The sequence below is a fragment of the Brucella lupini genome (genome assembly GCF_002252535.1).
Taxonomy (GTDB): domain Bacteria; phylum Pseudomonadota; class Alphaproteobacteria; order Rhizobiales; family Rhizobiaceae; genus Brucella; species Brucella anthropi.
Genome location: NZ_NNRN01000039.1, coordinates 72,348 through 95,963 on the forward strand (window position 1 = coordinate 72,348; position 23,616 = coordinate 95,963).

Sequence of the window (23,616 nt, forward strand, 5' to 3'; positions counted from 1 at the left end):
GATGAACATCGGTAAAGCAGCGGCGGCATCAGGCGTCTCGGCGAAGATGATCCGCTACTACGAATCGATCGGATTGATCGCGGAAGCGTCGCGGACGGATAGCGGATACCGGGATTACTCCGATAAGGACGTGCATACGTTGCGTTTTATCAGGCGTGCGCGCGATCTCGGTTTCTCGGTCGAGAAAATGACGGAACTGCTTGCGCTCTGGCGAGACCGAGACCGGGCGAGCGCGGACGTCAAGCGCGTGGCGCTCGAGCATGTCGAAGAACTTGAACGGAAGGCGCGTGAACTCAGGGAGATGAGCATGACGCTCAAGCACCTTGCCGAGAACTGCCGGGGCAATGCCCGGCCGGACTGCCCGATCATCGATGAGTTGGCGACGACTGATGACCCTGAGACCAGCCCCACACACACCCGCGATCGTTCCGGCGCGACAGGGAACAGGTTCGAGCACACGAGGCCCGTCGTGTCGGCGAAGGCGGAAAGAAGCGGTCACGGTGCCAGGGAGCAATAGCCATGACGCTTGCCGGCGAAATCCTGCACCTGTTCAAACGGGCATGTTCGGACGGCGACATGGAAGTTGCCGAGAAGCTATTGCAGGCTCTTGAACTGATTGATGCGCGAGGGCTCGGCGTCGCAGCTTCGCACAAGCCGTTGTCTCAAGCTTATCTGGCTATCGGAGAACTTCCTGTGCCTCCGAAAAAATGTCAGCGGCATCACTAGGACATCATCCGTTCAATGAGGCCCAAGGATGGATGAGCCGGAAACGGGACGGGTCAATGCCGACTTCGCAGGTCAACAACTGCCCGCGTAGGCGGGACTCCGAAACTCAGCGGCGGCGGGAGACCTCCTCCTGATATCCGCGCTCTCGTTCCGGCCAAGTACTCTTAATAAAAGCGAGGACAGCCCGGATCTCGCCGTCGCTCAGGGCATCGGCAAAACCAGGCATGTCGCTCTCATAGCTCCCTCCGACGATGGCCGCTGTACCCTCCTTGACGATGCGGAACAGCATCTCATCGGCATGGTGCCAGGTGTGGCCGCTCTCGTCGTGCGGCGGTGCGGGCAGCCGACCGGAGGGAGGCGGCGAGCGCCAGTCCGGCTGCCCTTCGAGATTCGCACCGTGGCAAGACGCGCATTGATCCGCATAGACTTGTCGGCCCTGCTCGACGACCTCCGCTGATGCCGCAGCGATGGATTCGGAACGGGCGTAATGCCACCCAGCCAATGTCGCCACGATCGCACCTGCGAGGAGCGACCCTGCCCAGAATGTATTTAGGAGCTTCTTTCGCATGGCACGCATGTTCAGTAACGAGGAATTGCAACGCACGAGATGGCAAGGAGGATTTGCCAGTGGTGCGACACCATTTGCAATAGACATTCCGGTGAGTAGTACCTATCGTTCCAGTATGTTTGCGCGCGTTGTCTCCATGCTTGCCATAATCGGCGTCGCCGTCATGACGATGGCATTCTCCGCGCACGCGGCACGAATGAGCATACCGCCGGAACAGGCTGTGCATGTGGGCGAGATTACAAACTCTGCAGCCGGCATTGAGCCTGCATGCACCAGCAAACACTGCGGATCGGCAGACATGGATGCGGGAACCTGTGAACTGGTTTGTGCAGGTTTTTCAATCTTTCTCGTATCACCGAGCGGTGGTTCTGGAAACCAATACACGTCAACCGCCTATGTTCTGCCGCCTGATGCCAGCATTCCCGGTCGGGCGCTCGGACTGAACGAACGCCCTCCGAAGATCCGTCTCCTCTGATCGCGCCCGGGCATTCGGCCCGCGGCCTTCCGACAGCTTTGAGGAACGGGACTGCGGTCCCGAGGAGACGACCATGAATACCCTTTCACGACGCGGCTTTCTCGCCGCTGGCGCGGCCATGCTGGCCTACGCTCAGGTGCCCCGGATGGCGGCAGCGCAGGACGCCACGCCGCTATCGCTTCGCGCCGCCAGCCGCACGCTCGACATCGACGGACGCGCCGCCACTGTCTGGGGCCTTGCCGGGCCATCCGGACAGGGCCTGACACTCGATCCCGGCATGCCGTTCCGGGTGGATCTAACGAACGAACTCGACACCGCCACACTGATCCACTGGCACGGCCAGATCCCGCCCAATGCGCAGGATGGCGTGCCCGACATGCCCTTGCCGATGCTCGCCCCCGGCGAGACTCGCGCCTATGACTTCGCACCGCTGCCCGGCACCTATTGGATGCACGCGCATGTTCCGCTGCACGAGATGCGCCTTCTGGCCGCGCCCCTGATCGTGCGCAGCGCCGAGGATGTCGCCGCTGACCGGCAGGAGGTGGTACTGTTTCTGCATGATTTCTCATTCAAGGCACCCGAAGAGGTGATGGCGGAGATCAAGTCCGGCCATGGTGCCACGGGCAATCACGGAAGCGGCACAGGCACAGGCACGGGCGGAATGTCAGGTATGAACCACGGCGCGATGGGAAACATGCCGATGACTGGCATGGATCACGGCGCCAAGGGCGGCATGATGGGAATGGGGACCATGGACGGCATGACGATGGACCTCAACGACTACGACTGGGACGCCTATCTTGCCAATGATCGTACGCTCTCGGACCCGGAAGTGGTGCAGGTCGAGCGCGGCGGGCGTATCCGCCTGCGGGTCATCAACGCCGCTGCGGCGACGGTGTTCTGGCTCGACACCGGCGAAGCGCAGGCCCGGCTCGTCGCGGTTGATGGCCATGCCGTTCAGCCGCTCTCCGGCACGAGGTTCGGTCTGGCCATGGGCCAACGGCTCGACCTTGAGATCGACCTGCCTTCGGAGGGCGGTGCCTGGCCGATCCTCGCGCTGCGAGAAGGCGCGCGGGAGCGCACCGGTCTGATCCTTGCCACTCCGGGCGCCGAGATACGGCACATTGATGCTTTGGCAGAGACCGAAGCACCGGCCTTTGACACCGACCTTGCGCAGGAGACGCGCCTGATCGCTTCCGAATCCTTGCCGGAGCGGCCGGTGGACCGCAGCCACATGGTGATGCTGGGCGGCTCGATGCAGCCCTATGTGTGGACGATCAACGGTGCCGTCTGGGGCCAGCATCGCCCGGTTACCGCGAGGCGCGGCGAACGGATCGTGCTGTCCTTCCACAATATGTCGATGATGGGTCACCCGATGCATCTCCACGGCCATGTGTTCCAGGTCGTCGGGCTGAATGGACGTGCGGTCACGGGCGCGCAGCGGGACACGGTGTATGTGCCGCCGATGTCGATGGTCGACGTGGCACTCGATGCCGGAGAAGCCGCGCGCTGGATGCTGCATTGCCATCACATGCCGCATCTTGAAACAGGCATGATGACCGAATTCGCGGTCAGCGCATAGGCAGCGTGCTGGCAGGAGGACGCCGGCACCGGCGTCCTCCTGTGCAACAAGGAGGTGAACCCTATGTCAATGTCTCACGGCGGTCATGCCGGCCACATGCCGGCGAGTGGTGATCGCAAAGCGCTCGTCATTTCGGGCTGGCTTACCGGCCTTTACTTCATCGTGGAACTCGGGATCGGCATCTGGACGGGCTCAGTCGCCGTCATGTCGGATGCCTTCCACACCTTCTCGGCCGTGGGCGGCGTGCTCATTGCGCTGGTCGCCATGCGTCTGGGTGAGCGAAAATCCAGCCCCTCGCGCACCTTCGGCTACATTCGGGCGGAGATCCTGGGGGCCCTCTTCAACGGCCTCTTCCTCGTCGCCATGGCTCTCTACGTGCTGTGGATGGGCGCGATGCGCCTCATGGAGCCCATCGAACTGGCCACGACGCCGATGTTGATCGCCGCAGCGGGCGGCATCGCCACCGAGCTTGTCGCGCTCTGGCTCATGTACGAGCGCCAGAAGGACAACCTGAATATGCGGGGTGCGTATTGGCACATCCTGCAGACCTTCGTCGGCAGCTTCCTCATCATCGTCTCGGCGCTGGTGATCCGATTCACGGGCTTTGTGGCCATCGATCCGCTGCTTGGCATGGCCTTCGGACTGCTGCTGCTCTGGGCTTCCTGGGGTATTATGCGCGAGGCATTGCACATCCTGCTGCAAGGCACGCCCGAAGACCTCGACTTGGAGGCCGCCATCGAGGCCATACGGCAGCTAGAGGGGGTTACCGACGTGCACCACGTCCATGCCTGGAGTCTGACATCCGGGCGCAATGTATTCTCAAGCCACGTCTGCGTTGGGGACTTTCAGGAAGGCGAACGGGTGCTGCGACAAGCAAGCAATCTCCTGCGCGAGCGTTTCAACATCTACTTCTCGACGTTGCAGATCGAGGAATACTGCCTCGACGGCGAGGACTCTGCGGCCGAGATTGACATCATGCAGTCTCAGACGGGGCAAGAACGGACCAGCATCGGAAAGATCCACGACAATCACTGATTGGCAGGAACCCCGGATTCCGATCACCTCTTGACCTTCCAACGGTTGGAAGGCGCAGAATAGGCGAAGAGCAAGCTTAGGATAAGACGCCGAGGAGGCGTGAAAATGGCCAGCAAGACCGAACACGATCACCAGAATCAGAGTCACGCTCATTCCGCCCAAGGTCATGCGCATGATCACGGGGCCGTCGCGCAGGACGACACGCACAAGGTCAAGGACCCGGTCTGCGGCATGATTGTCGATCCCCACACGGCCCAGCACAAGGCCGAGCATGCGGGCCGGCCCTATTATTTCTGCTCGGCCGGGTGCCGCGCGAAGTTCCTGGCCGAGCCCGAAAGCTATCTCGATCCGGCGGCGGCGGAGGTAGTACCGATTCTCGAGGGGACGGTCTATACCTGCCCGATGCATCCTGAGATCCGGCAGGACGGCCCCGGATCATGCCCGATCTGCGGCATGGCGCTGGAGCCGGTACTGGTCAGCCTTGAGGCCGAGCCCAATGTCGAACTGATCGACATGACACGCCGCTTCTGGATCGGCCTCGTTCTGGCGATCCCGGTGTTCATTCTCGAGATGGGCGGGCATCTGTTCGGGCTGACTCATGCCATCGGGCAGCAGGTCTCGAACTGGCTGCAACTGATCCTCGCAACGCCGGTCGTTCTCTGGGCGGGCTGGCCGTTCTTCCAGCGTGGCTGGCAGTCGCTCGTCAACCGCAGCCTCAACATGTTTACACTGATCGCCATGGGCACGGGAACGGCGTGGATATACAGCGTCGTCGCCACGCTGGCGCCGGGCATCTTCCCAGATGCATTCCGCCAGCATGACGGCTCGGTCGCGGTCTATTTCGAGGCGGCCGCGGTCATCACTGTGCTCGTGCTGCTCGGGCAGGTGTTGGAATTGCGGGCGCGCGAGAGCACCAGCGGCGCGATCCGGGCGCTGCTCGACCTCGCCCCCAAGACCGCCCGGATCATTCGTGACGACGGCACCGAGGAGGAGGTTCAACTCGACACCGTTCGGGTCGGCGACCGCCTGCGGGTGCGTCCCGGCGAGAAGGTGCCGGTCGATGGCGAAGTTCTGGAAGGACGCAGCGCCGTCGATGAATCGATGGTGACTGGCGAGTCGATGCCGGTCACCAAGGAGGTCGGCGCCACCGCCATCGGCGGCACCATGAACCAGTCCGGCGCGCTGGTGATCGAGGCGAAGAAGGTCGGCCGCGACACCATGCTGTCGCAGATCGTCCAGCTCGTCGCCGAGGCGCAGCGTAGTCGCGCGCCGATCCAGCGCCTCGCCGATCAGGTGTCGGGCTGGTTCGTGCCGGCGGTGATCGTGGTCGCAATCCTTGCCTTCATAACCTGGTCGATCTGGGGTCCGGAGCCGCGCTTCTCCTTCGGTCTGATCGCGGCGGTTTCCGTGCTGATCATCGCCTGTCCCTGTGCGCTCGGGCTGGCAACGCCGATGTCGATCATGGTCGGCGTCGGGCGTGGCGCACAGGCGGGCGTGCTGATCAAGAACGCCGAGGCGCTGGAGCATATGGAGAAGGTCGATACCATCATAGTCGACAAGACCGGTACGCTGACCGAGGGACGACCCGCCGTCACCGCAATCGTGCCGGCGCCGGGGTTCACCGAGGACGAGGCTTTGCGGCTTGCCGCCAGCGTGGAGCGGGCCAGCGAGCATCCGCTGGCGCTGGCCATCGTTCGCGCTGCCGAGGAGCGGGGGATCGTGACCGCACCGGTCGCGGATTTCGACTCGCCGACCGGCAAAGGCGCCTACGGCACGGTCGAAGGCAAGCGCATTCCCCTTGGAAATGCCAAGTTCCTAGCCGAGCAAGGCGTTGATGTCGCCCCACTGGCGGATGAGGCCGACCGGCTGCGCGAGGACGGGGCAACCGCGATCTTCATGGGAGTGGACAACCGCATCGCTGCCATCTTCGCCATCGCCGATCCGGTCAAGCCCTCGACGCCCGAGGCGCTTGCCGCGCTGAAGGCGCAGGGAATCCGCGTTGTCATGCTTACGGGTGATAACTGGACCACGGCCAAGGCGGTCGCCCGCCGGCTCGGCATCGACGAGGTCGAGGCCGAGGTCCTGCCCGACCAGAAAAGCGCGGTCGTGCAGCGTCACAAGGCGGCAGGCGAGGTGGTGGCGATGGCAGGCGACGGCGTGAACGACGCACCGGCGCTGGCGGCGGCCGATGTGGGCATCGCCATGGGCACCGGTACCGATGTGGCAATGGAAAGCGCAGGCGTCACATTGCTCAAGGGCGATCTCACGGGCATCGTCCGCGCGCGCCGGCTCTCGGAGGCTGTCATGCGCAACATCCGCCAGAACCTATTCTTCGCCTTCATTTACAACGCGCTCGGCGTGCCGGTGGCGGCCGGGGTGCTCTACCCGTTCTTCGACATCCTGCTGTCGCCGATCATCGCGGCCGCCGCCATGGCGCTGTCGTCGGTGAGCGTCATCGCGAACGCCTCCCGGCTGCGGGTCACGAGATTGTAGGAGGCTGACGTGGGCGAAGGTCCTCCATCTGGAAAAATTGGTGACGATGGTGGCGCCAACAGCCCGGATACCGTCCCATCCTTGCGCTAAGTCAAAGTCTGCGGCGAAGGGGGCCGCTATGAGTATCTTTGCGACGGAAGGGCAGAACAGGCCATGATGCAATGTCATGATGTCGGGCGGGATGATGTGGGGCATCGTTCTTCTGGTGCTCGTGCTCCTTACCGCCGCCGCTTTGATCAAATACGTATTTTTCCGGTGATCCAGCTTTGACGAAGTTGCGGCCCAGATGGAGGAACTGAGATGCAAACCATCCATATGATCAGCAGGCGCTCCTTCCTCGCCAGCGCCACCGCGTTCCCCCTCCTGCTCTCAACGGCGGGAACGGTTCGCTCGGCAGGACTGCCTCTGGTGACCGTCACCAAGGATACGAATTGCGGGTGCTGCGGCGCATGGGTCGAGCATATCGAGGCGGCCGGCTTCCCGGTGAGCGTCGTGGAATCGAGCGAGGTCGAAAGCCTCAAGCAGCGGCTCGGCGTCCCGGCGGCGTTGTACTCCTGCCATACGGCCGAAGTGGACGGCTATGTCATCGAAGGACATGTGCCGGCCGCCGCGCTTCGCCGCCTCCTGGCCGCGCGCCCGCTCGCGACAGGGCTTGCGGTTCCCGGAATGCCCGCCGGCTCCCCCGGCATGGACTTTCCCGGCGTGGTCCCCGAGCCATACGAGGTGTTCCTGTTCGGCCCTTCCGTCCAGAAAACCTTCGGGCGTTTCCGCGGCGCGCGGGAGATCTGAGTGGAACGGTGCTCATGATCCATCCGGTCGCCATCAGTCCGATCCAGAACCGGGCCTGCGGGGCAGACCCTGCCTTTGTCAGGAGCTCTGGTTGCCTGGGCTCGGATACTGACGGCCGCAAGGATGTCATCTGGTGCGTGGCAACTCTCCATCCCGACCTCGACAAAGAAGCCAAGCCATGAGCAGGAGCTCGACTGCGGCTTTCGGATCGAAAGGCGACTGGCTCCGCCAGTTCCTGACAGGCCTGCTGCTGCTTGCGTTCAGCGCTTTTGTTTTCCTGGCAGCGGCGCATGCCAGCCCGGGCACACACGGCTCGTATCAGGATCAGACCGTTGCGGGTGCACAGCATGAGGCCCATTCGAATTACTCCGACGACCGAAGCAAGGCTGCGGACGAACGATGCTGTCACACTGAAACGGCGCCGGACCGCGATTGCGGCCAGCTCTGCACCATTGTTGCCCTGCTACCCGAGGCGCCGCCTGTGATGCCATCCTCGGACGGCGAGCCATTGCTCGGTTTCCAGGCCAGCGATCTGGGCCGAAATCCTTCAGTCCTCCTGACACCACCGCGTCTGACCGCCCCTGCGTAGTGAACGCATCGGCCGGGAGGTGTTCTTCTCGGCACTCAAGCAGCAAACAGTCAGACGAAGCCACGGTAGGCGCGCGTCCAGAAATTAGACGCGGCTCTCCGGTGCCAAAGGATGAACCATGACGTACCGAACAATAGTTGCCCTTTCTGCCAGTCTCTTGATGGGAGTCTCCGGCGCTGCTCTGGCGCAGCAGGCAGAGCATGACGCCCATCACCCTCAGACGCCGCAGGCCCAGGAGGAACGGGCCCCTGCCTCCATGTCCCCTTCAGGACAGATGCCTTCGATGCAGGACATGCCGAAGGAATGCCGGGCCATGATGGAGACCATGCCCCAAGCGTGCATGGACGCCATGCAGCAGATGATGCAGGGCGGCATGATGCACGGTGGGATGGCCGCTCCCCAAGGCGGAGAGTCGGCTCCAGCCGACGCCGATGTCGCCGACTTCACCAAGGCCTATGTCGATGCGATGGAGGAGATGCACGGTCCGATGATGGAGGGCGTCATGGCCGAGGACCCGGACGTCGCTTTCATCCGGGGCATGATCCCGCACCATCAGGGTGCGGTCGACATGGCGAAGATCGTGCAGCGATACGGAGATGACCCGCAGACAAGAGAGTGGGCGTCTCAGATCATTGAAGCACAGGAACGTGAGATCGCCGAAATGCAGGCGTGGCTGGACAGGAATGCCGGCCAGCAGCCTGCCGGCTTGGTCGAGACAGGCGGAACCGTGTACTCCGCCAACGAGGGCGACAATTCGATCAGCGCCATCGAACTCGGCACGGGTTCGGTCGAGACGGTGCAGATCGGAGTCTCACCGCACAATGTCGATCGGACACCGGACGGGAGGCTGTTGCTCGCCGTCGGGAGCGCTGCCTCCGATCACGCTCACGGATCGGATGACCAGGGACATGCCGATGCCGGCAACGGGCTTCTGGTGGTGCTCGATCCGCAGCAGCTGTCACAACCCGTCGGCACTGTAGAAGTCGGTGCGCATCCGGCGCATGTCGTCGCCGATCGTAGCGGCCGCGCCTATGTTTCGCTGTCCGGCGGGAACGAGATTGCGGTCGTTGATCTCGCAGCGGCTTCGGTGATCGAGCACATCACGACCGGAGCCTATCCGCACGGGCTGCGCCTCAACCCGGATGAGAGCGAGCTCTATGTGGCCAATGTCGAGGACGGCTCGGTCTCCGTCATCGACACGCAGGAGCTGACCGAGGTTGCGCGCATTCCGGTGGGCGCAGCGCCTGTTCAGGTCGGGTTCACGCCCTCGGGCGATCAGGTCTACGTCTCTCTTCGAGACGAGAACCGGGTGGCCGTCATCGACACCGCATCCCGCGAGGTGACGAACAGGATCGACGTCGGGCCGAACCCGATCCAGATGTTCGCCACCCCGGATGGAGCCTACGTCTATGTGGCCAATCAGGGCACCGAGGCGGAACCGAACGACACGGTCTCCGTGATCGAGATTGAGTCCGGAAACGTGATCGAGACGATCACCACCGGGAGCGGCGCCCACGGCGTCTCGGCATCGGCTGACGGGGCATTCGTGTTCGTAACGAACATTGCCGATGACAGCGTTTCGATCATCGACGTGGCGAGCCAGGAAGTGCTCAAGACCGTGCCGGTCGGCGATCGCCCGAACGGCATAGTCTACGCCGGATCGAACCAGTAAGCAGCGCGGCGCCGGAGCGAAACAGCTCTGGCGCCAGACTTGAGAATTGAGAATAGCTATTGGCGTCGATGAGCAGAGCCGGCGTGCATGACGAACTTCGAGGCAGCACGGCATTGGTTGCAGACATCGGAACTGATCTTGTCGCATATGCCGCCCTTTTCGTAAGCGCGTTCACGTCGGCGACCCTCCTACCAGGGTCGTCCGAGGCAGCGCTCCTGACTCTTCTAACAATGGGACAGGCCAACCTCGTCACCCTAGTGGGCGTCGCAACGGCAGGAAATGTGCTCGGCTCCTTGGTGAACTGGGCGCTGGGCAGGTTCCTCTCAGGGTTTCGAGACCATCGCTGGTTTCCGATTGACGACAGGTCATTTAGCCGTGCATCAGATTGGTACGGACGTTATGGCGTGTGGTCTCTACTCTTGTCCTGGCTGCCGATTATCGGCGATCCGCTGACAGTTGTGGCAGGAGCACTGCGAGTTGACCTTTCTCGTTTTCTCATATTCGTGTCGATCGGCAAAGCGGCACGCTATCTCTTTGTCGCCGGCGCATTTCTCTGGTGGAGCGGTTCTTGAGTGTACTTGCACGTCGAGTCGAGCTGTTGAGAATGGCGGAGACGAAGGGGCGCAGCCGAGCCGCCACCGCGCCCAGAAGCCTCACGCGGCCGCCGACTGGTCCTTGCGTTCGGCCGGATAGCCTGCCTCGGTTAAGGCGGCGGGGAGTACCTGCTCGTCCACCTTCGTGGTGACCGTCACTTCGCGGGTGGGTGGATTGGTGGTGACATCAGCCGCCGGATCGACGCTCAGAAGCGCGTTGTTGACCCGGCGCGCGCAGCCGCCGCAAGTCATGTCGGGAGCAGTGAATCGGAACATGCGAACTCTCCTCTGTTGGGCGTTCACGGACAAATCTGGTCCTTGCCACGTTGGCAAGGTCAAGGGTCAACGAGGAAAAATGATATCGCGGCCAAGGCGGCCTTGACCTTCCCATTGTTGGAAGCCCCATCTGGGGTGCAATGGATCAGGAAGGAAGCATGTCAAGACGAACCTTGTTCCGGCGAATTTGCTGCTAGGACCGTCTGACCGCCGCCCGTTCCTGCCGCGCCAGGCCGCTCGGCCCGTCCGTGAACGACGAATCTGGTCATGTCATGGCCAGCTAGACCACTGATCGCCATTGCCTGATCGGCGCTTCTCGCATGCAAAATGTGGGCGATGTGCAGCTCATCGGCTTATAGATCAAGTTTCAGCGGATTTGGGAAGCAATTTGTTCTTGACCTTCCAGCCGTTGGAAGGATTAGGGGTCTGCGACATCTGAACGCCCCATGAAAAATAACAGGAACTCCGGATGTCTACGCTCTCCCCCCAAACGCCGAAGCCTCCGGTGGCTTCGTCACCTGCAAGCACGACATTGCCGCTGGCCGTCATTGCGACGGCTCAGCTCATGGTGGTGCTTGACGATACCATCGCGAACATCGCCCTGCCGACACTCCAGAACGAACTCGGAATGTCGGCTGCGAGCCTGCCTTGGGTGATCAACGCCTACGTTCTCGCCTTTGGTGGACTGCTGCTGTTCGGCGGCAGGTTGGGCGATATCTATGGCCGGCGGCGCATGCTGCAGGCGGGCATGGCGATCTTCACCATTGCTTCCCTGTTCGTCGGGCTTGCCCAGGACAGCATGAGCATAATCGCGTCACGCGGTCTACAGGGCGTGGGTGCGGCGCTGACGGCCCCCAATGCTCTTGCCTTGATCGCGACGACCTTCCCCGAAGGCAAGGCGCGCAACGGAGCGATGGCCGTTTACGGAGCAATGTCCGGCCTTGGTATCATCGCCGGGCTGATCCTCGGCGGGCTGCTGACGGGGCTGCTGGGCTGGCGCTGGGCCTTCTTCATCAACATTCCCATCGGCCTGGCTGTGCTGGCGGGGTCAAGAACGCTTGTCGAGGCGGAACTGCACAAAGGCCGCCCGGACTTCACCGGCGCGCTCACCAGCATTGTGGGCATGGCCGCGCTCGTCTATGGGATCACCCGTGGCGGCGAACATGGCTGGACGGACAGCATCACGCTCGCCTCGTTCGCTACCGCCGCGATCCTGCTGCCGCTGTTCCTGATCTTGCAGTCGCGCAGCAAAGACCCGCTTCTGCCGCCACGTCTGTTCAAGGAGCGCAACCGGGCGGGTTCCTACCTCGCCATGCTGCTGCTGGGCTTCGGTCCGATGGGGATGATCTATCTGCTGACGCTCTATTTGCAGCACATCCTCGGCTACAGCCCGATCATGACCGCGCTGGCGTTCCTGCCATTCGGTGCGGGTATTATCGTTGGGGCCATTGTCAGTTCCAAGCTTGTCACGCGGTTTGCGCCGCGCGAGGTGGCAGCGCCCGCCGCACTAATAGGCGGCGCTGCCTTGTTCTGGCTCGCCAATATCGGACAGGAACTCAACTATATGTGGCACTTCATGCCCGCGGCCTTCCTCACCGCTTTCGGTTTCGTGGGGGCCGTGATTGCACTGGCGCTGACCGCCGTCAAAGGCGTGCAGACACAGGAGACGGGCATCGCATCGGCGCTCTTCAACGCCTCGCAACAGATCGGCGTCGCCTTGGGGCTGGCCGTCCTTTCGACCATCGCAGTCTCTGCCACGGCTGGCAGGTTGCCGGGTGCACTCGCCGCCCTCTATCGCGGGCGGGAGACGGGTGACGCCGGGCTAGTGAGATCGGCCAGCGATGCGCTGATCCACGGTTATGGTCTTGCGCTTGCGGGAGCTGGAGCTGCCCTCGTGATTGCCGCAGTCATTGCCGCGGTTCTGGTCAACGCTAAGAGGGGACAGGTTTCTACCGGCACGATCGCTGTCCATTGACAGGATAGTCATTAAGCCTACGGCGCGGTTCCGTGGCGCGCTACCCGCCGTAGGCCTTGCGCAGACGCCTGCTTGGACGAATTGCAAGCGGAGCGGTTGACATACAACATATGAACACATATTCATGTGTTGTATGTCAACCGCATGAGCCCTGAAATGTCCCATTCACACAGCCATGGTCATTCTCATGATGACCATTCCCATGATCACTCCCATGCGCCGACCGTCACGAGCGATAATGAGCGCAAGGTCCTTCTCTCGTTCTTCCTGATCCTCACGTTCATGATCGTGGAGGTGATCGGCGGTCTGATCTCAGGATCGCTGGCGCTGCTCGCCGACGCTGGACATATGCTGAGCGACGCGGCTGCGCTGGCGCTAGCTTATGCCGCCTTTCGGTTCGGACGGCGGGCGGCAGACTCCAAGCGGACCTTTGGCTATCTGCGTTTCGAGGTCCTTGCCGGTTTTATCAACGCAATCACGCTATTCGCGATCGTCGTCTGGATTGTCTATGAAGCCTGGCAGCGCTTTCAGGAACCGCATGTTATCCTCGCGGGTCCGATGCTTGGCGTCGCCATTGCGGGGCTCCTCATCAATATTCTCGTGTTCTGGATTCTGACGCGCGGAGATACCGAGCACGTGAACATCAAGGGTGCCATCCTTCATGTGTTGGGCGACCTCCTCGGCTCTGTGGCAGCGGTTTCAGCCGCCATCGTGATCATGTACACGGGTTGGACGCTGATCGATCCTATCCTCTCGGTGTTTGTCTCCCTGCTGATCCTGCGCGCCGCGTGGAATCTCCTCGGCAAGTCGATACATATCCTGCTTGAAGGTGCGCCAGATAACGCGACGCCCGAGAAGATCGAACGCCATCTTGTCGAGAACATCGCTGGCGTGGCGTCGGTGAGCCACATCCATGTCTGGTCGATCACGTCCGGGCGGACCTTGGCCACCCTACATGTGCGGCCGAAAGCCGATGTCGATGCTCGCTCGGTGATGCGCGCGGTCGAGCGTGAGTTGAAGTCACAGTTTAAGATCGAACATCCGACCATCGCCATCGACTGGAATGACGATGCGGACGCGTGCAGCCTGTCGCAAGCCTCTGCCTTGACGGGGCACGCGCATGGGGATCGACACGACCATGATGGGCATCACCACAACCATGGGCCTGAGCATGTCCACAGCAAGCAGGAGCATGAACGTTGAAGCAAGCCCCGTCCCTGTCGCAGAACGACGTAACCGTACTGGCAGAGACTTTTCGCCTGCTGGGCGATCCTACACGGCTGAGAATTCTGCTCTTTTGCCTGCCGGGTCCAAAGTCCGTCGGCGACATTGTTGAGAGCCTGGGACTGTCGCAGACACTGGTTAGCCACCATTTACGCCTGCTCAGAGGTGCACGGCTCGTCAGGGGGGAGCGTCGGTCAAAGCAGGTTTTCTACGAAGTGGCAGACAGTCACGTGAGCGACATGCTGATCGACATGGCAACCCACATCGACGAGGAGCACTTTGATGACTGACAAACAAGGCTTCTTGGCGATGTGATGCCTGTACCGCTGAAGAGCGGGCCGCTAATGCGTTCGTTGAAGCAGGCAGCAGCACTTATCGCCGACACGGCAATCTTCACGCTGCGGTTAAGACCGGGACTTAAGCAATTTCGGTCTTGACCTTCCAATGGTTGGAGGCTGCACGATCTTGCTTGATACCCGTTTCGTCAATGCAAGGCGGCAGAAATGAAGGACCAAGCGAAGAACCGTTCGTCCGTCGACAAATTATTCGGCTCGCTGATCGCGGAAGGGTACGTTTATGCAGATGATGCCGCGGACCTCGATGATGGTGCCGACATACGGATTCGTTTGGGCTTTCTCCAGACATTGATGTTGGCGACCAGAAGCAAGGTGGCCGCATAATGCGGAAAGGGGTCAAGTGTTCGGATAAAGTCGAGCTTCGCCATCTCCGCTATTTCGTGGCTGTGGTCGAGCATGGCAGCTTTCGCAAAGCAGGAGCTGCGGTTGGACGGTCGCAAGCTGCAATCAGTCGGTCCATTGCCAAGCTGGAAGACGAGATTGGCGCCTCCTTGTTTCACCGGCATACATGGGGCGTATCGCAAACCTATGCCGGCCAGCGATTCCTCGTACACGCCCGCAGGGTCATCAGGACTGTTGGAGAAGGCGCTCGAGAGGTTGCCTCCGCAGGTCGTTCTGAAAAGGGACGTGTCCGGATCGGTATTTATTCCTCGATCGCTTCCGGCTTTTTGGCGGAGTTGCTGGAAGTTTACGGCAGGCGACATAGCGCGGTGAGAATCGAAGTGGCTGACGGGAACCCCGCAGAGCATGTCGCAGCGATCCGGCAACTCAATCTCGACGTCGCCTTCATCACTGGAACACGAGACTGGCCGGATTGCGAACGCGTCCTCTTGTGGTCGGAGCGTGTGTTCGTGGTCTTGCCTGACCATCATGCCTTAGCCAACAGGGAGGAAGTCGTATGGCGCGATCTGGCCGACGAGTCCTTTATCGTCAGCGAGACTGCTCCGGGACAGGAAATTTACGATCATCTGGTGCGGCGGCTGGCGGATCTCGGCAGGCATCCCGAGATCCAGGTGCAATATGTCGGTCGGGATAATCTGGTGCCGCTTGTCGCCCTCGGCCGAGGGCTGACTTTGGTGAGCGAAGCCATCACCGTCGCACAATTTCCGGGTGTGGTTTACCGACCGATCCTCGGCGAGGTTCTGCCCTTTTCGGCCGTCTGGTCGGCGAGCAACGACAATCCCGCCTTCCGTCGCTTTCTCAGTCTGGCGAAAGCAATGGCCGTCAGACCTGCGACTTCGGAGACAGGACGGAGCGCCGTGCTTTCGTGAACCCCCTGTCAGTGGCGATAAAGCGCTCCAACATTGGCACGATCAGCCTGACAGGATCAGCGGCGGGTTGGCCGGTCTCGCGGGCCAGCACCTCGGCATAGGTCGCAAGATCGCGATGAAGCGGCCCCGGCAGCTCTACCGTAACCTTGACGGGCTTGTCCTCGACGATGGGACCGAGTTTCAGTTTTGTCATGCTCAACCTCCTGCGGGCTCGAATACCAGGTCGCGGGTCACAATAATCCTGACCGGAAAGCCGGGCCGGATGGTGAGCGTCGGCGCGACCTGCAATTGGCGCTGGACGATCTGCTGCCCGGCCTGATTGACGGTATCCTGTGCGCCGTCGCGAATGGCGCGGATCAACCGGTCCTCGTCGCTGGTCGCCAGCTCTGTACCGACCGCGAGCAGTGTGGAAAGCCCTGCCGCTTTCATCAGATCCCACCAGTGATAATCGACGCCATCCTCAAGCCCGGCGTAACCGGAAGCGTCCGCGCCCGGCAGGCGCTCCAGAACGATGGAGCGGCCGCCCGGCAGGATCAGGCGATTCCACACCAGCAGGACGCGGCGCTGGCCGAAGGTCACGCCGTCATCATATTGGCCGATGATGCGCGTTCCCTGCGGGATCAGAAGCAGCGAGCCGGTCGGGCTGTCATAGACGTTTTCGGTGACCTGCGCGGTGATCTGGCCCGGCAGATCGGAGCGGATTCCGGTGATGAGTGCGGCCGGAATGACGGCTCCAGCCTGAAGGATGTAGGGCGATGCCGGCGGCGTGACGCGATCTGGCGCAACCGTCTGTCGGTCGACCGGGCTATTGAGGAAAGCCGCGTGCCTGTTCTGCCCTGTGCCGTCCGGCTGCAAGCCTATCCCGGCTATTCCTGGCATGGCCGTTCCCGCTGTCCCGCCAGAACGCGACCCGGACTGGAAGAACACGTTGCTCAAGCGCGCGGCCTCTTCCTCGGCGCGGCGGCGCTCCTCTTCGGGATCGACGGCTGGTGTGGTGATTGCCGGAGGCGCGACTGGCTGCCCCCGGTTCTGCGCGTCGAGGATCGGACGGCCAAGGTCGCCCGGCAATGCCGGTCCCAGGACGGGGCCGGTATAGTCGCGCGGCAGACCGGCGAGGCCGTCAGCCGTGGGTCGGTTTTCGGTCGAATAGAGTTCGCCGCCACCCGGCCCCGCATCGCGGGTCTGGAGCGCATAGATCAAGGTTCCGGCGATGCCGAGAAGCGCGACCGCGCCAACGCTTGCCAGCAACTTTCGGGACAGGCGGGTGACACGAGGCGGCTCGGCGCGCAGGCGCATGGGGGCGGCGGTATCGGTATCGCTCATGACGACGATCCTCCCGTGGTCGTGCTGGCTGGTTCTGCTGCGGCCTGCGTCGGGTTGATGCGGACGATCCTGACCACTTGCTGCCGATCGCCGCTGCCAAGGCGCAGTTCGGCCGCACCGAACAGGCGGTCCACGATCAGGACATTCTGGTGGACACGGCTGTTGACGATCTGCGTTTCTCCGTCCGACCCGATGACGAACAAAGGCGGCATTTCGCCCTGCACGATGCCGCGCGAGAAAATGACATAGACGCGGCGGCCATCGTCGAAGACGGAGAGCGGCCGCCATGGCGGGCTGTCGCCCCGCACCTGCAATCCGTAGCGATAGTTCCGCGCCGCCTCGGCGGGGATGATGGGCGCGGCGGGCGTGGTGGCACGGCTTCCCGCCGGCGCCGCGGGATAGGCCCATGCGACGGAAGGCATGTAGAGCGATTCCCGCGCGCGCAGCTCGATCATGTAGGTGCGCCGGTCGGTGGTCACGACAAGGTTGGTGGAAATGTCCGGGCGTGTCGGCTTCACGAGGATGTGGACGCGGCGGTTCGCGCCCGAACCGGATTCGGTGTCGCCAATGATCCATCGTGTCGTATCCCCGGCCGCAATAGGTCCCGCGCCGGTCAGGCTTTCGCCCGGCGCCAGCGCGATATTTGTGATCTGGCCGGGGGCCGCATAGACCTGATAGAGCGCGCCTTCGCTCCACGGATAAATCTGGATGGCGTTGTAATAGCCCTCACGGCGAGGTTCGACACGGGCGGCGGCATTGGCGTTTTCGACACGGCCGTCCGGAGTGCTGGCAGCAGTTCCGCCCCGCGCGACCGTCCAGGCCGGCGGCGTGTGAAGCGGCCGGGGCCGGTCGTCGGTGGCGACCGTCTGCACGGTGGGCAGCGGCGGCACGTCGGCGTCATAGTTGAATTGCGGCGTCCGGTTGGTCGCGCAGCCGGCCAACATGGTCGCGGAAAGCAGCAAAGCCGCGAAAGCGGGTTTACGGAAAACCGGAAAACCGGCTCTACGGAAAGTCGTGCGGGTCATTGGCTCATCTCCCGCGACCATGAAATTGCGTTGATGTAGATTCCCAGCGGATTGGCGCGTAATCGTTCGGCATCGCGCGGGGGCTGGATCACGACAGTCAGGATCGCGGTCCATCGCTCGGTCGTGGAAAGCTGGCCGTTCTCGAAATGGCGTTCGGTCCAGGCGACGCGGAAACTGTCCGGCGAAGCCCGGATGACGCTCGACACCTCGACGGCGATCTGCTGGCGGCCGACCTTGGTGAAGGGATCGTTGGCCCGCGCATAATCGTTCAAGGCCGCCGCGCCCCGGTCGGTGGTGAACTCGTAAGCCCGAAGCCAGTTCTGCCGGACGATGATCGCGTCCGCCGGGATCGCGCGGACCTGCTCGATGAAGCGGCCGAGATGGAAGGCGATCTGCGGATCGGTCGGGCGATAATCGGCGTTCGCGGGCGCGACAGCCTGCGCCTGACCGAGATTGTCCACCTGCACCACCCAGGGCACGACGGTTCCACGCGCCGATTGCCAGACGAGCGCGGCGGCAAAGCCGGCCGAGAGGATCAGACAGCCGAACGCCATATAGCGCCAGTTCTTCGCCTGCACGCGGGCCGAGCCGATGCGTTCGTCCCAGACCTGTGCGGCTTTTTGATAGGGAGTCTCGGGTTCCGGCACCTTGCCGTAATGGGTCGTCGGTCGTTTGAAGATGTTCATGTGCGGTCACTTTCGGAAAGGCTGACGGAGGAGCCGCCGCCGTGGCTGTCGCCGGATCGGACAGCATGAGCAGCAGCCGTGACGCCGTGGCTCATGGCCCGGCCACGCCGCATCTGCTGCGCCCAGGCCGGCGGCCCATCAGGGGTTGAGGGGGTTGACGGCGCAGGCGACGAATCTCTGCCGACGGTGCCCATGGTCGACGTGCCGCCGGATGCCGCGAATCCGGCTTTCGCACCATCGGAATAGCTGGATTTCAGGCTGTCGCTGGCGCGGGAGGCGGCGCGCTTGAGTGGTGAAACGGCGGCGGAGGCTCCGGCGCGCGCCACACCGCCAAGGCCGGAGGCGACCCCGGCCGTGCCGGACCCGCCCAAGGAGCCGAGGGTATAGGCGGACGAAGCCGCACCGGCGGCCGAGGCACCGCCGCGGGCAAGTGCTGCCCCGCCCGAGAGTGCGGCTGCGCCACCCCGCGCCGCGAGCATGGTCGCGCCACCGGCTGCGATCGCAGCGCCGCCAACCGCAAGGCCAGTCCCGACGGCGGCGCCGGCACTGAGTTGCGGGCCTCCGGAGACGAGGCCGGTGGCGATGCCGGGGCCGAAGATGCCGAGGCCGAGAAGGGAAAGGGCTGCCAGCACGATCGCCATGGCGTCGTCGATTGTCGGGGTCGCACCGCCGAAGCCTGCGGTAAACTGGCCGAAGAGCGTGGAGCCGATGCCGATGATGACGGCGAGGACCAGCACCTTGATACCGCTGGAGATCACATTGCCCAGCACCCGCTCGGCCATGAAGGCGGTCTTGCCGAACAGGCCGAATGGAATCAGCACGAAGCCGGCCAGCGTGGTCAGCTTGAACTCGATCAGCGTGACGAAAAGCTGGATTGCCAGGATGAAAAAGGCCAGCACCACCAGCGCCCAGGCGAACAACAGGCACGCGATCTGGATGAAGTTCTCGAAGAAGGCGATCCAGCCCATCAGGTCCGAAATAGATTCCAGCAGCGGGCGACCGGCGTCCAGCCCGGTTTGGGCAACGCGGCCGGGGCGCAGCAGATCGGCAACCGAGAAGCCAGTGCCGGACGCCATGAGCCCGAGCCCGGCGAAGCTCTCGAAGACGATCCGTGCGAGATTGTTCCAGTTGCTGATGAGATAGGCGAAGACGCCGACGAACAGCGTCTTTTTCACCAACCGCGCAATGATGTCGCCGTCGGCGCCCCAGGCCCAGAACAGTGCGGCGAGCGTCACGTCGATGACGATCAGCGTCGTGGCGATAAACGCCACCTCGCCGCCGAGCAGGCCGAAGCCGGAGTCGATATAGCTGGTGAAGATGCCGAGAAAATTATCGATGACCCCCGTTCCGCCCATGGCTCACGGTCTCCCGTTCTGTGCGGGGGTCGCTGGCGCGGGTGTCTTGCCGAGGAAGCGATCGCGGGTCTCGGCCCAGGTTCGGAGGCAGTCGGCATCATTGGCCGCCGCCTCGCCCAATGCCTGGCAACGCCGCTGTTCCAGACGCAGCGGATCGGTGGCGGGCTGAAGCGCTGGGACGGAAGGTGCTGGCGCGGGGCCTTCCTCACGCGACATCTCGATGATCGCCGCCGTGATGGCCACGGCCACGAACACAATGGCCGCGATCCGGGCCAGCACCTTCCCCTCCATACTCCGCCTCCTTTCCTCAGTTGAACATTCGCGCGTTGCCGGGCTGATAGCCTGACCCCGGCGTCAGGAAACGCTCGCGCTGAATGCGTCCCTGTTCGGCTGCCGTGGCGCGTTCGGCCTCGGTCAAGGCATTCGCCCGGCCATTGGCCGAGATGACAGCGATCAGGTCCGAAAGCTGCTGCGACTGGAGGGCGAGAAGCTGGTTGCCAGCCTGGGTCGCCTGAAGCGCGCCGGTCGCCCCCTGGCTTTGGCCGACAAGCTCCGACATTTGCGTGCGATTGCTGTCGATATTGCCGACGACGCCGGCCTGGACGCGCATGGCGTCCTGCAGGCCGCCGACGGTGTTTTCCCAGCGCGAGCGCGCATCGGCGATCATCTGGGTGTCGGTCGCGGTCAAAGACAGCTTGCCGTAGTCCTGCTGGAACATCTGATCGATGTTCTGAACGTCGAACGCAATGTTCTGGGCCTGCCCGAGAAGCTGCTGGGTCCGCTGGACGTTCTGCTGAAGCGCCTGAAGCGAGCTGTGAGGCAGGCTCGCGAGATTGCGTGCCTGGTTGATCAGCATCTGCGCCTCGTTCTGAAGCGAGGTGATCTGGTTGTTGATCTGCTCCAGCGTACGGGCGGCGGTCAGCAGATTCTCCGCGTGGTTGGTCGGATCATAGACGATCCGGCCGAACCCGCCGAAGAAGGCATGGGCCGGGGTGATGAAGTCCGGCGCGAGCGCCAGCGGCGCGGCAAGCGAAAGGGCGAGCGCCGAAGCGCTGGCCATGCGGGAAATCCGGGTCTTTGTGCGCGTCATGGGGTACTTTCCTCTTCTTCCAGGGTGAGCTCGAACGCGTCCTCATCGAAAATGACGGACGGCAGATCCTCGCTTTCGGTCGCGAGATTGCTGAGGTCCGGGATCAGTTCTGCGGCCCATTCGACGCCACGCGCCTTGAGCCAGGCGGCGAGGAACCCGTCGCGGCCATGCTCGGTGAGGATTTCGCTGATCAGGGCCTGATCGGATTTGGCCGATGCGGCGCAAAGCGCCAGCCCGACTTCCGACAATCCGAGGTCAAACAGGCGGTTGCCGCGCCGCGACTGGCAGTAGTAGTCCCGCTTGGGCGTGGCCCGTGCGAGGATCTCGATCTGCCTGTCATTGAGGCCGAAACGGCGATAGATCGCGGTGATCTGGGGTTCGATGGCGCGCTCGTTGGGCAGCAACAGCCGCGTTGGGCAGCTTTCGATGATCGCCGGCGCGATGGCTGAATTGTCGATGTCGGACAGTGACTGCGTGGCGAAGATGACGCTGGCGTTCTTCTTTCGCAGGGTTTTGAGCCATTCCCTGAGTTGGTCCGCGAAGCCTTCGTCGTCGAGCGCCAGCCAGCCCTCGTCGATGATCAGCAGCGTGGGCCACCCGTCTAGCCGGTCGCCGATGCGGTGGAAGAGATAAGAGAGGACCGCGGGCGCCGCGCCGGTCCCGACAAGGCCCTCGATTTCGAATGCCTGCACGTCTGCTGAACCAAGATGTTCGGTCTCCGCATCGAGCAGCCGGCCATAGGGACCACCGACGCAATAGGCGCGGAGCGCCTGTTTCAGATCATTCGACTGGAGCAGCACGGCGAGGCCGGTGATGGTGCGTTCCCCGACCGGGGCGGAGGCGAGCGAGGTCAGGGCCGTCCAGATGTGCTCCTTCACCTCCGGGGTGATCTGGATGTTCTCGCGCGTCAGGATCGCCACGATCCAGTCGGCGGCCCAGGCGCGTTCGGCCGTCTCGTGAATGCGCGCCAGAGGTTGCAGCGAGACGGATGTTTCGGAAGCGTCGGTCAGCTCGCCACCAAGATCGTGCCAGTCACCTTGCATCGCGAGGGCGCAGGCCCGGATCGAGCCGCCGAAATCGAAGGCAAAGACCTGTGAGCGCGCGTAGCGCCGGAACTGCAAGGCCATTAGCGCCAGCAGCACCGATTTGCCGGCACCCGTCGGCCCGACGACAAGCGTATGGCCGACATCGCCGACATGGAGGGAAAACCGGAACGGGGTCGATCCTTCGGTCCTGCCATACAGCAGCGGGGGCGCGCCGAAGTGATCGTCCCGTTCCGGTCCCGCCCACACGGCGGACGAAGGGACCATGTGGGCAAGGTTGAGCGTCGAGACCGGCGGTTGCCGGACATTCGCATAGGCATGTCCGGGCAAGCTGCCGAGCCAGGCGTCGACGGCGTTGACCGTTTCGACCATGACGCTGAAATCGCGGGACTGGATGATCTTCTCGACCAGCCGCAGCTTTTCGTCGGCGCGGCGGGCGTCCTCGTCCCAAACGGTGACGGTCGCCGTGACATAGGCCATGCCCGCCATGTCGGCGCCAAGTTCCTGCAGGGCCATGTCGGCATCGGCCGCCTTGTTGGCGGCGTCGGTGTCGACGAGCGCGGATTGCTCGTTGGTCATCACCTCTTTCAGGATGGCGGCAATCGACTTGCGCTTGGCGAACCACTGGCGCCTGATCTTCGTCAGCAGCCGGGTCGCATCGGTCTTGTCCATGAGGATGGCGCGGGTCGACCAGCGATAGGGAAAGGCCAACCGGTTCATTTCGTCGAGCAGGCCGGGGGTGGTGGTTGCCGGAAAGCCGGTGATCGTCAGCACCCGGAGATGCTGATTGCCCAGGCGCGGCTCCAGCCCGCCGGTCAGCGGCTGATCGGCCAGCAGCGCATCGAGATAGGTCGGGGTTTCGGGCACGCGGACGCGATGCCGGTTGATCGAAATCGTCGAATGCAGGTAAGTCAGCGTCCCGGCGTCATCGAGCCAGCGGCATTCCGGCATAAAACCGTCGAGCAGCGCCAGCACGCGGTCGGTGCGGTCGGCAAAGCCGCGCACCAGTTCCCAAGGGTTCACGCTCGACGTTTCGCGGCCCTCGTAAAGCCAGGACTCGGAGCGGGCGGCATCCTCGGCGGGCGGAAGCCAGAGGAAGGTCAGGAAATAGCCAGAGACGAAATGGCTGCCTTTCTCCTCGAAATCGGCCTTGCGCTCGGCATCGACCAGCGCCGATGCGGGATCGGGGAAGCGGCTCGCCGGATAGGTGGCGGCTTCCGACCGCTGTGCTTCGACGAAGATCGCCCAGCCGGAGCCGAGGCGACGGAAGGCATTGTTAAGGCGGCCAGCGACCGCGACCAGCTCGGCCGCGACGGCGGAATCCAGATCGGGACCGCGAAACTTCGCGGTGCGCTGGAACGAGCCGTCCTTGTTGAGGACAACGCCGAAGCCGACCAGCGCTACCCAGGGAAGGTAATCGGCGAGGCGGGATGCGGTACGGCGGTATTCGGCGAGATTCATCATGGGCTT

At 63.2% G+C, this 23,616-nt stretch carries 25 protein-coding genes; 15 read left to right on the forward strand and 10 right to left on the reverse strand.

Annotated elements, in window-relative coordinates; all coding sequences use genetic code 11:
- Position 1 precedes the first annotated feature (1 nt).
- Positions 2 to 517 (forward strand): Cu(I)-responsive transcriptional regulator, encoded by a 516-nt coding sequence (cueR, locus tag CES86_RS08120; RefSeq protein ID WP_012092680.1) that lies wholly within the window; start codon positions 2 to 4, stop codon positions 515 to 517.
- Between the two features lie 2 nt (positions 518 to 519).
- On the forward strand, positions 520 to 726 hold the full coding sequence (locus tag CES86_RS08125; protein WP_028034408.1) for a hypothetical protein: 207 nt from the start codon (positions 520 to 522) through the stop codon (positions 724 to 726).
- Positions 727 to 832: 106 nt separating this feature from the next.
- On the opposite strand, the gene CES86_RS08130 is transcribed toward CES86_RS08125, so the two are convergent.
- A complete protein-coding gene (locus tag CES86_RS08130) occupies positions 833 to 1,294 on the reverse strand; it encodes a c-type cytochrome (RefSeq protein ID WP_028034407.1) in 462 nt (153 codons plus the stop codon).
- Here CES86_RS08130 and CES86_RS08135 point away from each other — a divergent pair.
- From CES86_RS08135 to CES86_RS08170, 8 genes are all read left to right on the forward strand, one after another.
- Positions 1,293 to 1,769, forward strand: a complete 477-nt coding sequence (locus CES86_RS08135) for a hypothetical protein (protein WP_197057541.1) — start codon at positions 1,293 to 1,295, stop codon at positions 1,767 to 1,769. The genes CES86_RS08130 and CES86_RS08135 overlap by 2 nt on opposite strands.
- Before the next feature lie 73 nt (positions 1,770 to 1,842).
- Positions 1,843 to 3,351 (forward strand): multicopper oxidase family protein, encoded by a 1,509-nt coding sequence (locus tag CES86_RS08140; protein ID WP_012092678.1) that lies wholly within the window; start codon positions 1,843 to 1,845, stop codon positions 3,349 to 3,351.
- Positions 3,352 to 3,414: 63 nt separating this feature from the next.
- Positions 3,415 to 4,386 carry a cation diffusion facilitator family transporter gene (locus CES86_RS08145; RefSeq protein ID WP_012092677.1) on the forward strand — a complete coding sequence of 324 codons (972 nt, stop codon included), beginning with the start codon at positions 3,415 to 3,417 and terminating at the stop codon, positions 4,384 to 4,386.
- 105 nt (positions 4,387 to 4,491) lie between these two features.
- Positions 4,492 to 6,879, forward strand: a complete 2,388-nt coding sequence (locus tag CES86_RS08150; protein ID WP_012092676.1) for a heavy metal translocating P-type ATPase — start codon at positions 4,492 to 4,494, stop codon at positions 6,877 to 6,879.
- 300 nt (positions 6,880 to 7,179) lie between these two features.
- Positions 7,180 to 7,668, forward strand: a complete 489-nt coding sequence (locus tag CES86_RS08155) for a DUF411 domain-containing protein (protein ID WP_012092675.1) — start codon at positions 7,180 to 7,182, stop codon at positions 7,666 to 7,668.
- A 178-nt stretch (positions 7,669 to 7,846) separates the two neighbouring features.
- Positions 7,847 to 8,257 carry a hypothetical protein gene (locus tag CES86_RS08160; protein WP_028034404.1) on the forward strand — a complete coding sequence of 137 codons (411 nt, stop codon included), beginning with the start codon at positions 7,847 to 7,849 and terminating at the stop codon, positions 8,255 to 8,257.
- A gap of 283 nt (positions 8,258 to 8,540) precedes the next feature.
- Complete coding sequence (gene copM / locus CES86_RS08165) at positions 8,541 to 9,929, forward strand: CopM family metallochaperone (RefSeq protein WP_197465310.1); 1,389 nt, start codon at positions 8,541 to 8,543, stop codon at positions 9,927 to 9,929.
- 68 nt (positions 9,930 to 9,997) lie between these two features.
- On the forward strand, positions 9,998 to 10,501 hold the full coding sequence (locus CES86_RS08170; protein ID WP_012092672.1) for a YqaA family protein: 504 nt from the start codon (positions 9,998 to 10,000) through the stop codon (positions 10,499 to 10,501).
- Between the two features lie 81 nt (positions 10,502 to 10,582).
- Here the strand turns inward: CES86_RS08170 and CES86_RS08175 are convergent, their stop codons facing one another.
- Entirely contained in the window at positions 10,583 to 10,798 is a 216-nt protein-coding gene (locus CES86_RS08175) for a heavy-metal-associated domain-containing protein (protein ID WP_012092671.1), read from the reverse strand.
- A gap of 469 nt (positions 10,799 to 11,267) precedes the next feature.
- Between CES86_RS08175 and CES86_RS08180 the strand changes: the two genes are divergently transcribed.
- From CES86_RS08180 to CES86_RS08195, 5 genes are all read left to right on the forward strand, one after another.
- A complete protein-coding gene (locus CES86_RS08180) occupies positions 11,268 to 12,773 on the forward strand; it encodes an MFS transporter (protein WP_012092670.1) in 1,506 nt (501 codons plus the stop codon).
- A gap of 156 nt (positions 12,774 to 12,929) precedes the next feature.
- Positions 12,930 to 13,976, forward strand: coding sequence for a cation diffusion facilitator family transporter (locus tag CES86_RS08185; RefSeq protein WP_034658511.1), 1,047 nt, complete (start codon positions 12,930 to 12,932; stop codon positions 13,974 to 13,976).
- A complete protein-coding gene (locus CES86_RS08190; RefSeq protein ID WP_012092668.1) occupies positions 13,973 to 14,287 on the forward strand; it encodes an ArsR/SmtB family transcription factor in 315 nt (104 codons plus the stop codon). Before CES86_RS08185 ends, CES86_RS08190 begins: the two co-directional genes overlap by 4 nt.
- 213 nt (positions 14,288 to 14,500) lie before the next feature.
- Complete coding sequence (locus CES86_RS27480; RefSeq protein ID WP_012092667.1) at positions 14,501 to 14,677, forward strand: hypothetical protein; 177 nt, start codon at positions 14,501 to 14,503, stop codon at positions 14,675 to 14,677.
- On the forward strand, positions 14,677 to 15,624 hold the full coding sequence (locus CES86_RS08195) for a LysR family transcriptional regulator (RefSeq protein ID WP_012092666.1): 948 nt from the start codon (positions 14,677 to 14,679) through the stop codon (positions 15,622 to 15,624). Before CES86_RS27480 ends, CES86_RS08195 begins: the two co-directional genes overlap by 1 nt.
- Here CES86_RS08195 and CES86_RS08200 read toward each other — a convergent pair.
- Genes CES86_RS08200 through trbE form a run of 8 tightly spaced genes read right to left on the reverse strand, consistent with a single transcriptional unit; the run spans position 15,578 to position 23,610 of the window.
- The gene (locus tag CES86_RS08200; RefSeq protein ID WP_012092665.1) at positions 15,578 to 15,817 is read right to left on the reverse strand and encodes a DUF2274 domain-containing protein; all 240 of its coding nucleotides are present in this window, start codon (positions 15,815 to 15,817) and stop codon (positions 15,578 to 15,580) included. The two genes, CES86_RS08195 and CES86_RS08200, sit on opposite strands and share 47 nt — an antisense overlap.
- Before the next feature lie 2 nt (positions 15,818 to 15,819).
- A complete protein-coding gene (locus CES86_RS08205) occupies positions 15,820 to 16,947 on the reverse strand; it encodes a TrbI/VirB10 family protein (protein WP_012092664.1) in 1,128 nt (375 codons plus the stop codon).
- A complete protein-coding gene (gene trbG, locus CES86_RS08210; RefSeq protein ID WP_012092663.1) occupies positions 16,944 to 17,972 on the reverse strand; it encodes a P-type conjugative transfer protein TrbG in 1,029 nt (342 codons plus the stop codon). Before trbG ends, CES86_RS08205 begins: the two co-directional genes overlap by 4 nt.
- On the reverse strand, positions 17,969 to 18,658 hold the full coding sequence (trbF, locus tag CES86_RS08215) for a conjugal transfer protein TrbF (protein WP_012092662.1): 690 nt from the start codon (positions 18,656 to 18,658) through the stop codon (positions 17,969 to 17,971). The genes trbG and trbF overlap by 4 nt, the downstream gene beginning before the upstream one ends.
- Entirely contained in the window at positions 18,655 to 20,013 is a 1,359-nt protein-coding gene (gene trbL / locus CES86_RS08220) for a P-type conjugative transfer protein TrbL (protein ID WP_012092661.1), read from the reverse strand. Before trbL ends, trbF begins: the two co-directional genes overlap by 4 nt.
- 3 nt (positions 20,014 to 20,016) lie before the next feature.
- Positions 20,017 to 20,304, reverse strand: a complete 288-nt coding sequence (trbK-alt, locus tag CES86_RS08225; protein WP_012092660.1) for a putative entry exclusion protein TrbK-alt — start codon at positions 20,302 to 20,304, stop codon at positions 20,017 to 20,019.
- Between the two features lie 16 nt (positions 20,305 to 20,320).
- Entirely contained in the window at positions 20,321 to 21,103 is a 783-nt protein-coding gene (gene trbJ, locus CES86_RS08230) for a P-type conjugative transfer protein TrbJ (protein ID WP_012092659.1), read from the reverse strand.
- Positions 21,100 to 23,610 (reverse strand): conjugal transfer protein TrbE, encoded by a 2,511-nt coding sequence (gene trbE, locus CES86_RS08235; RefSeq protein ID WP_012092658.1) that lies wholly within the window; start codon positions 23,608 to 23,610, stop codon positions 21,100 to 21,102. The genes trbJ and trbE overlap by 4 nt, the downstream gene beginning before the upstream one ends.
- Positions 23,611 to 23,616 lie beyond the last annotated feature (6 nt).

Bases quoted from the DNA above. Each gene is read 5' to 3' on its own strand.
- CES86_RS08155 (WP_012092675.1), top strand. From the start codon at position 7,180: ATGCAAACCATCCATATGATCAGCAGGCGCTCCTTCCTCGCCAGCGCC.
- cueR (WP_012092680.1), top strand. From the start codon at position 2: ATGAACATCGGTAAAGCAGCGGCGGCATCAGGCGTCTCGGCGAAGATG.
- trbJ (WP_012092659.1), bottom strand. From the start codon at position 21,103: ATGACGCGCACAAAGACCCGGATTTCCCGCATGGCCAGCGCTTCGGCG.
- CES86_RS08125 (WP_028034408.1), top strand. From the start codon at position 520: ATGACGCTTGCCGGCGAAATCCTGCACCTGTTCAAACGGGCATGTTCG.
- CES86_RS08160 (WP_028034404.1), top strand. From the start codon at position 7,847: ATGAGCAGGAGCTCGACTGCGGCTTTCGGATCGAAAGGCGACTGGCTC.
- copM (WP_197465310.1), top strand. From the start codon at position 8,541: ATGCAGGACATGCCGAAGGAATGCCGGGCCATGATGGAGACCATGCCC.
- CES86_RS08150 (WP_012092676.1), top strand. From the start codon at position 4,492: ATGGCCAGCAAGACCGAACACGATCACCAGAATCAGAGTCACGCTCAT.
- trbK-alt (WP_012092660.1), bottom strand. From the start codon at position 20,304: ATGGAGGGGAAGGTGCTGGCCCGGATCGCGGCCATTGTGTTCGTGGCC.
- CES86_RS08130 (WP_028034407.1), bottom strand. From the start codon at position 1,294: ATGCGAAAGAAGCTCCTAAATACATTCTGGGCAGGGTCGCTCCTCGCA.
- CES86_RS08205 (WP_012092664.1), bottom strand. From the start codon at position 16,947: ATGAGCGATACCGATACCGCCGCCCCCATGCGCCTGCGCGCCGAGCCG.
- trbE (WP_012092658.1), bottom strand. From the start codon at position 23,610: ATGATGAATCTCGCCGAATACCGCCGTACCGCATCCCGCCTCGCCGAT.
- CES86_RS08170 (WP_012092672.1), top strand. From the start codon at position 9,998: ATGAGCAGAGCCGGCGTGCATGACGAACTTCGAGGCAGCACGGCATTG.
- trbL (WP_012092661.1), bottom strand. From the start codon at position 20,013: ATGGGCGGAACGGGGGTCATCGATAATTTTCTCGGCATCTTCACCAGC.
- CES86_RS08200 (WP_012092665.1), bottom strand. From the start codon at position 15,817: ATGACAAAACTGAAACTCGGTCCCATCGTCGAGGACAAGCCCGTCAAG.
- CES86_RS08175 (WP_012092671.1), bottom strand. From the start codon at position 10,798: ATGTTCCGATTCACTGCTCCCGACATGACTTGCGGCGGCTGCGCGCGC.
- CES86_RS08145 (WP_012092677.1), top strand. From the start codon at position 3,415: ATGTCAATGTCTCACGGCGGTCATGCCGGCCACATGCCGGCGAGTGGT.
- trbG (WP_012092663.1), bottom strand. From the start codon at position 17,972: ATGACCCGCACGACTTTCCGTAGAGCCGGTTTTCCGGTTTTCCGTAAA.
- trbF (WP_012092662.1), bottom strand. From the start codon at position 18,658: ATGAACATCTTCAAACGACCGACGACCCATTACGGCAAGGTGCCGGAA.
- CES86_RS27480 (WP_012092667.1), top strand. From the start codon at position 14,501: ATGAAGGACCAAGCGAAGAACCGTTCGTCCGTCGACAAATTATTCGGC.
- CES86_RS08140 (WP_012092678.1), top strand. From the start codon at position 1,843: ATGAATACCCTTTCACGACGCGGCTTTCTCGCCGCTGGCGCGGCCATG.
- CES86_RS08135 (WP_197057541.1), top strand. From the start codon at position 1,293: ATGGCACGCATGTTCAGTAACGAGGAATTGCAACGCACGAGATGGCAA.
- CES86_RS08180 (WP_012092670.1), top strand. From the start codon at position 11,268: ATGTCTACGCTCTCCCCCCAAACGCCGAAGCCTCCGGTGGCTTCGTCA.
- CES86_RS08185 (WP_034658511.1), top strand. From the start codon at position 12,930: ATGTCCCATTCACACAGCCATGGTCATTCTCATGATGACCATTCCCAT.
- CES86_RS08195 (WP_012092666.1), top strand. From the start codon at position 14,677: ATGCGGAAAGGGGTCAAGTGTTCGGATAAAGTCGAGCTTCGCCATCTC.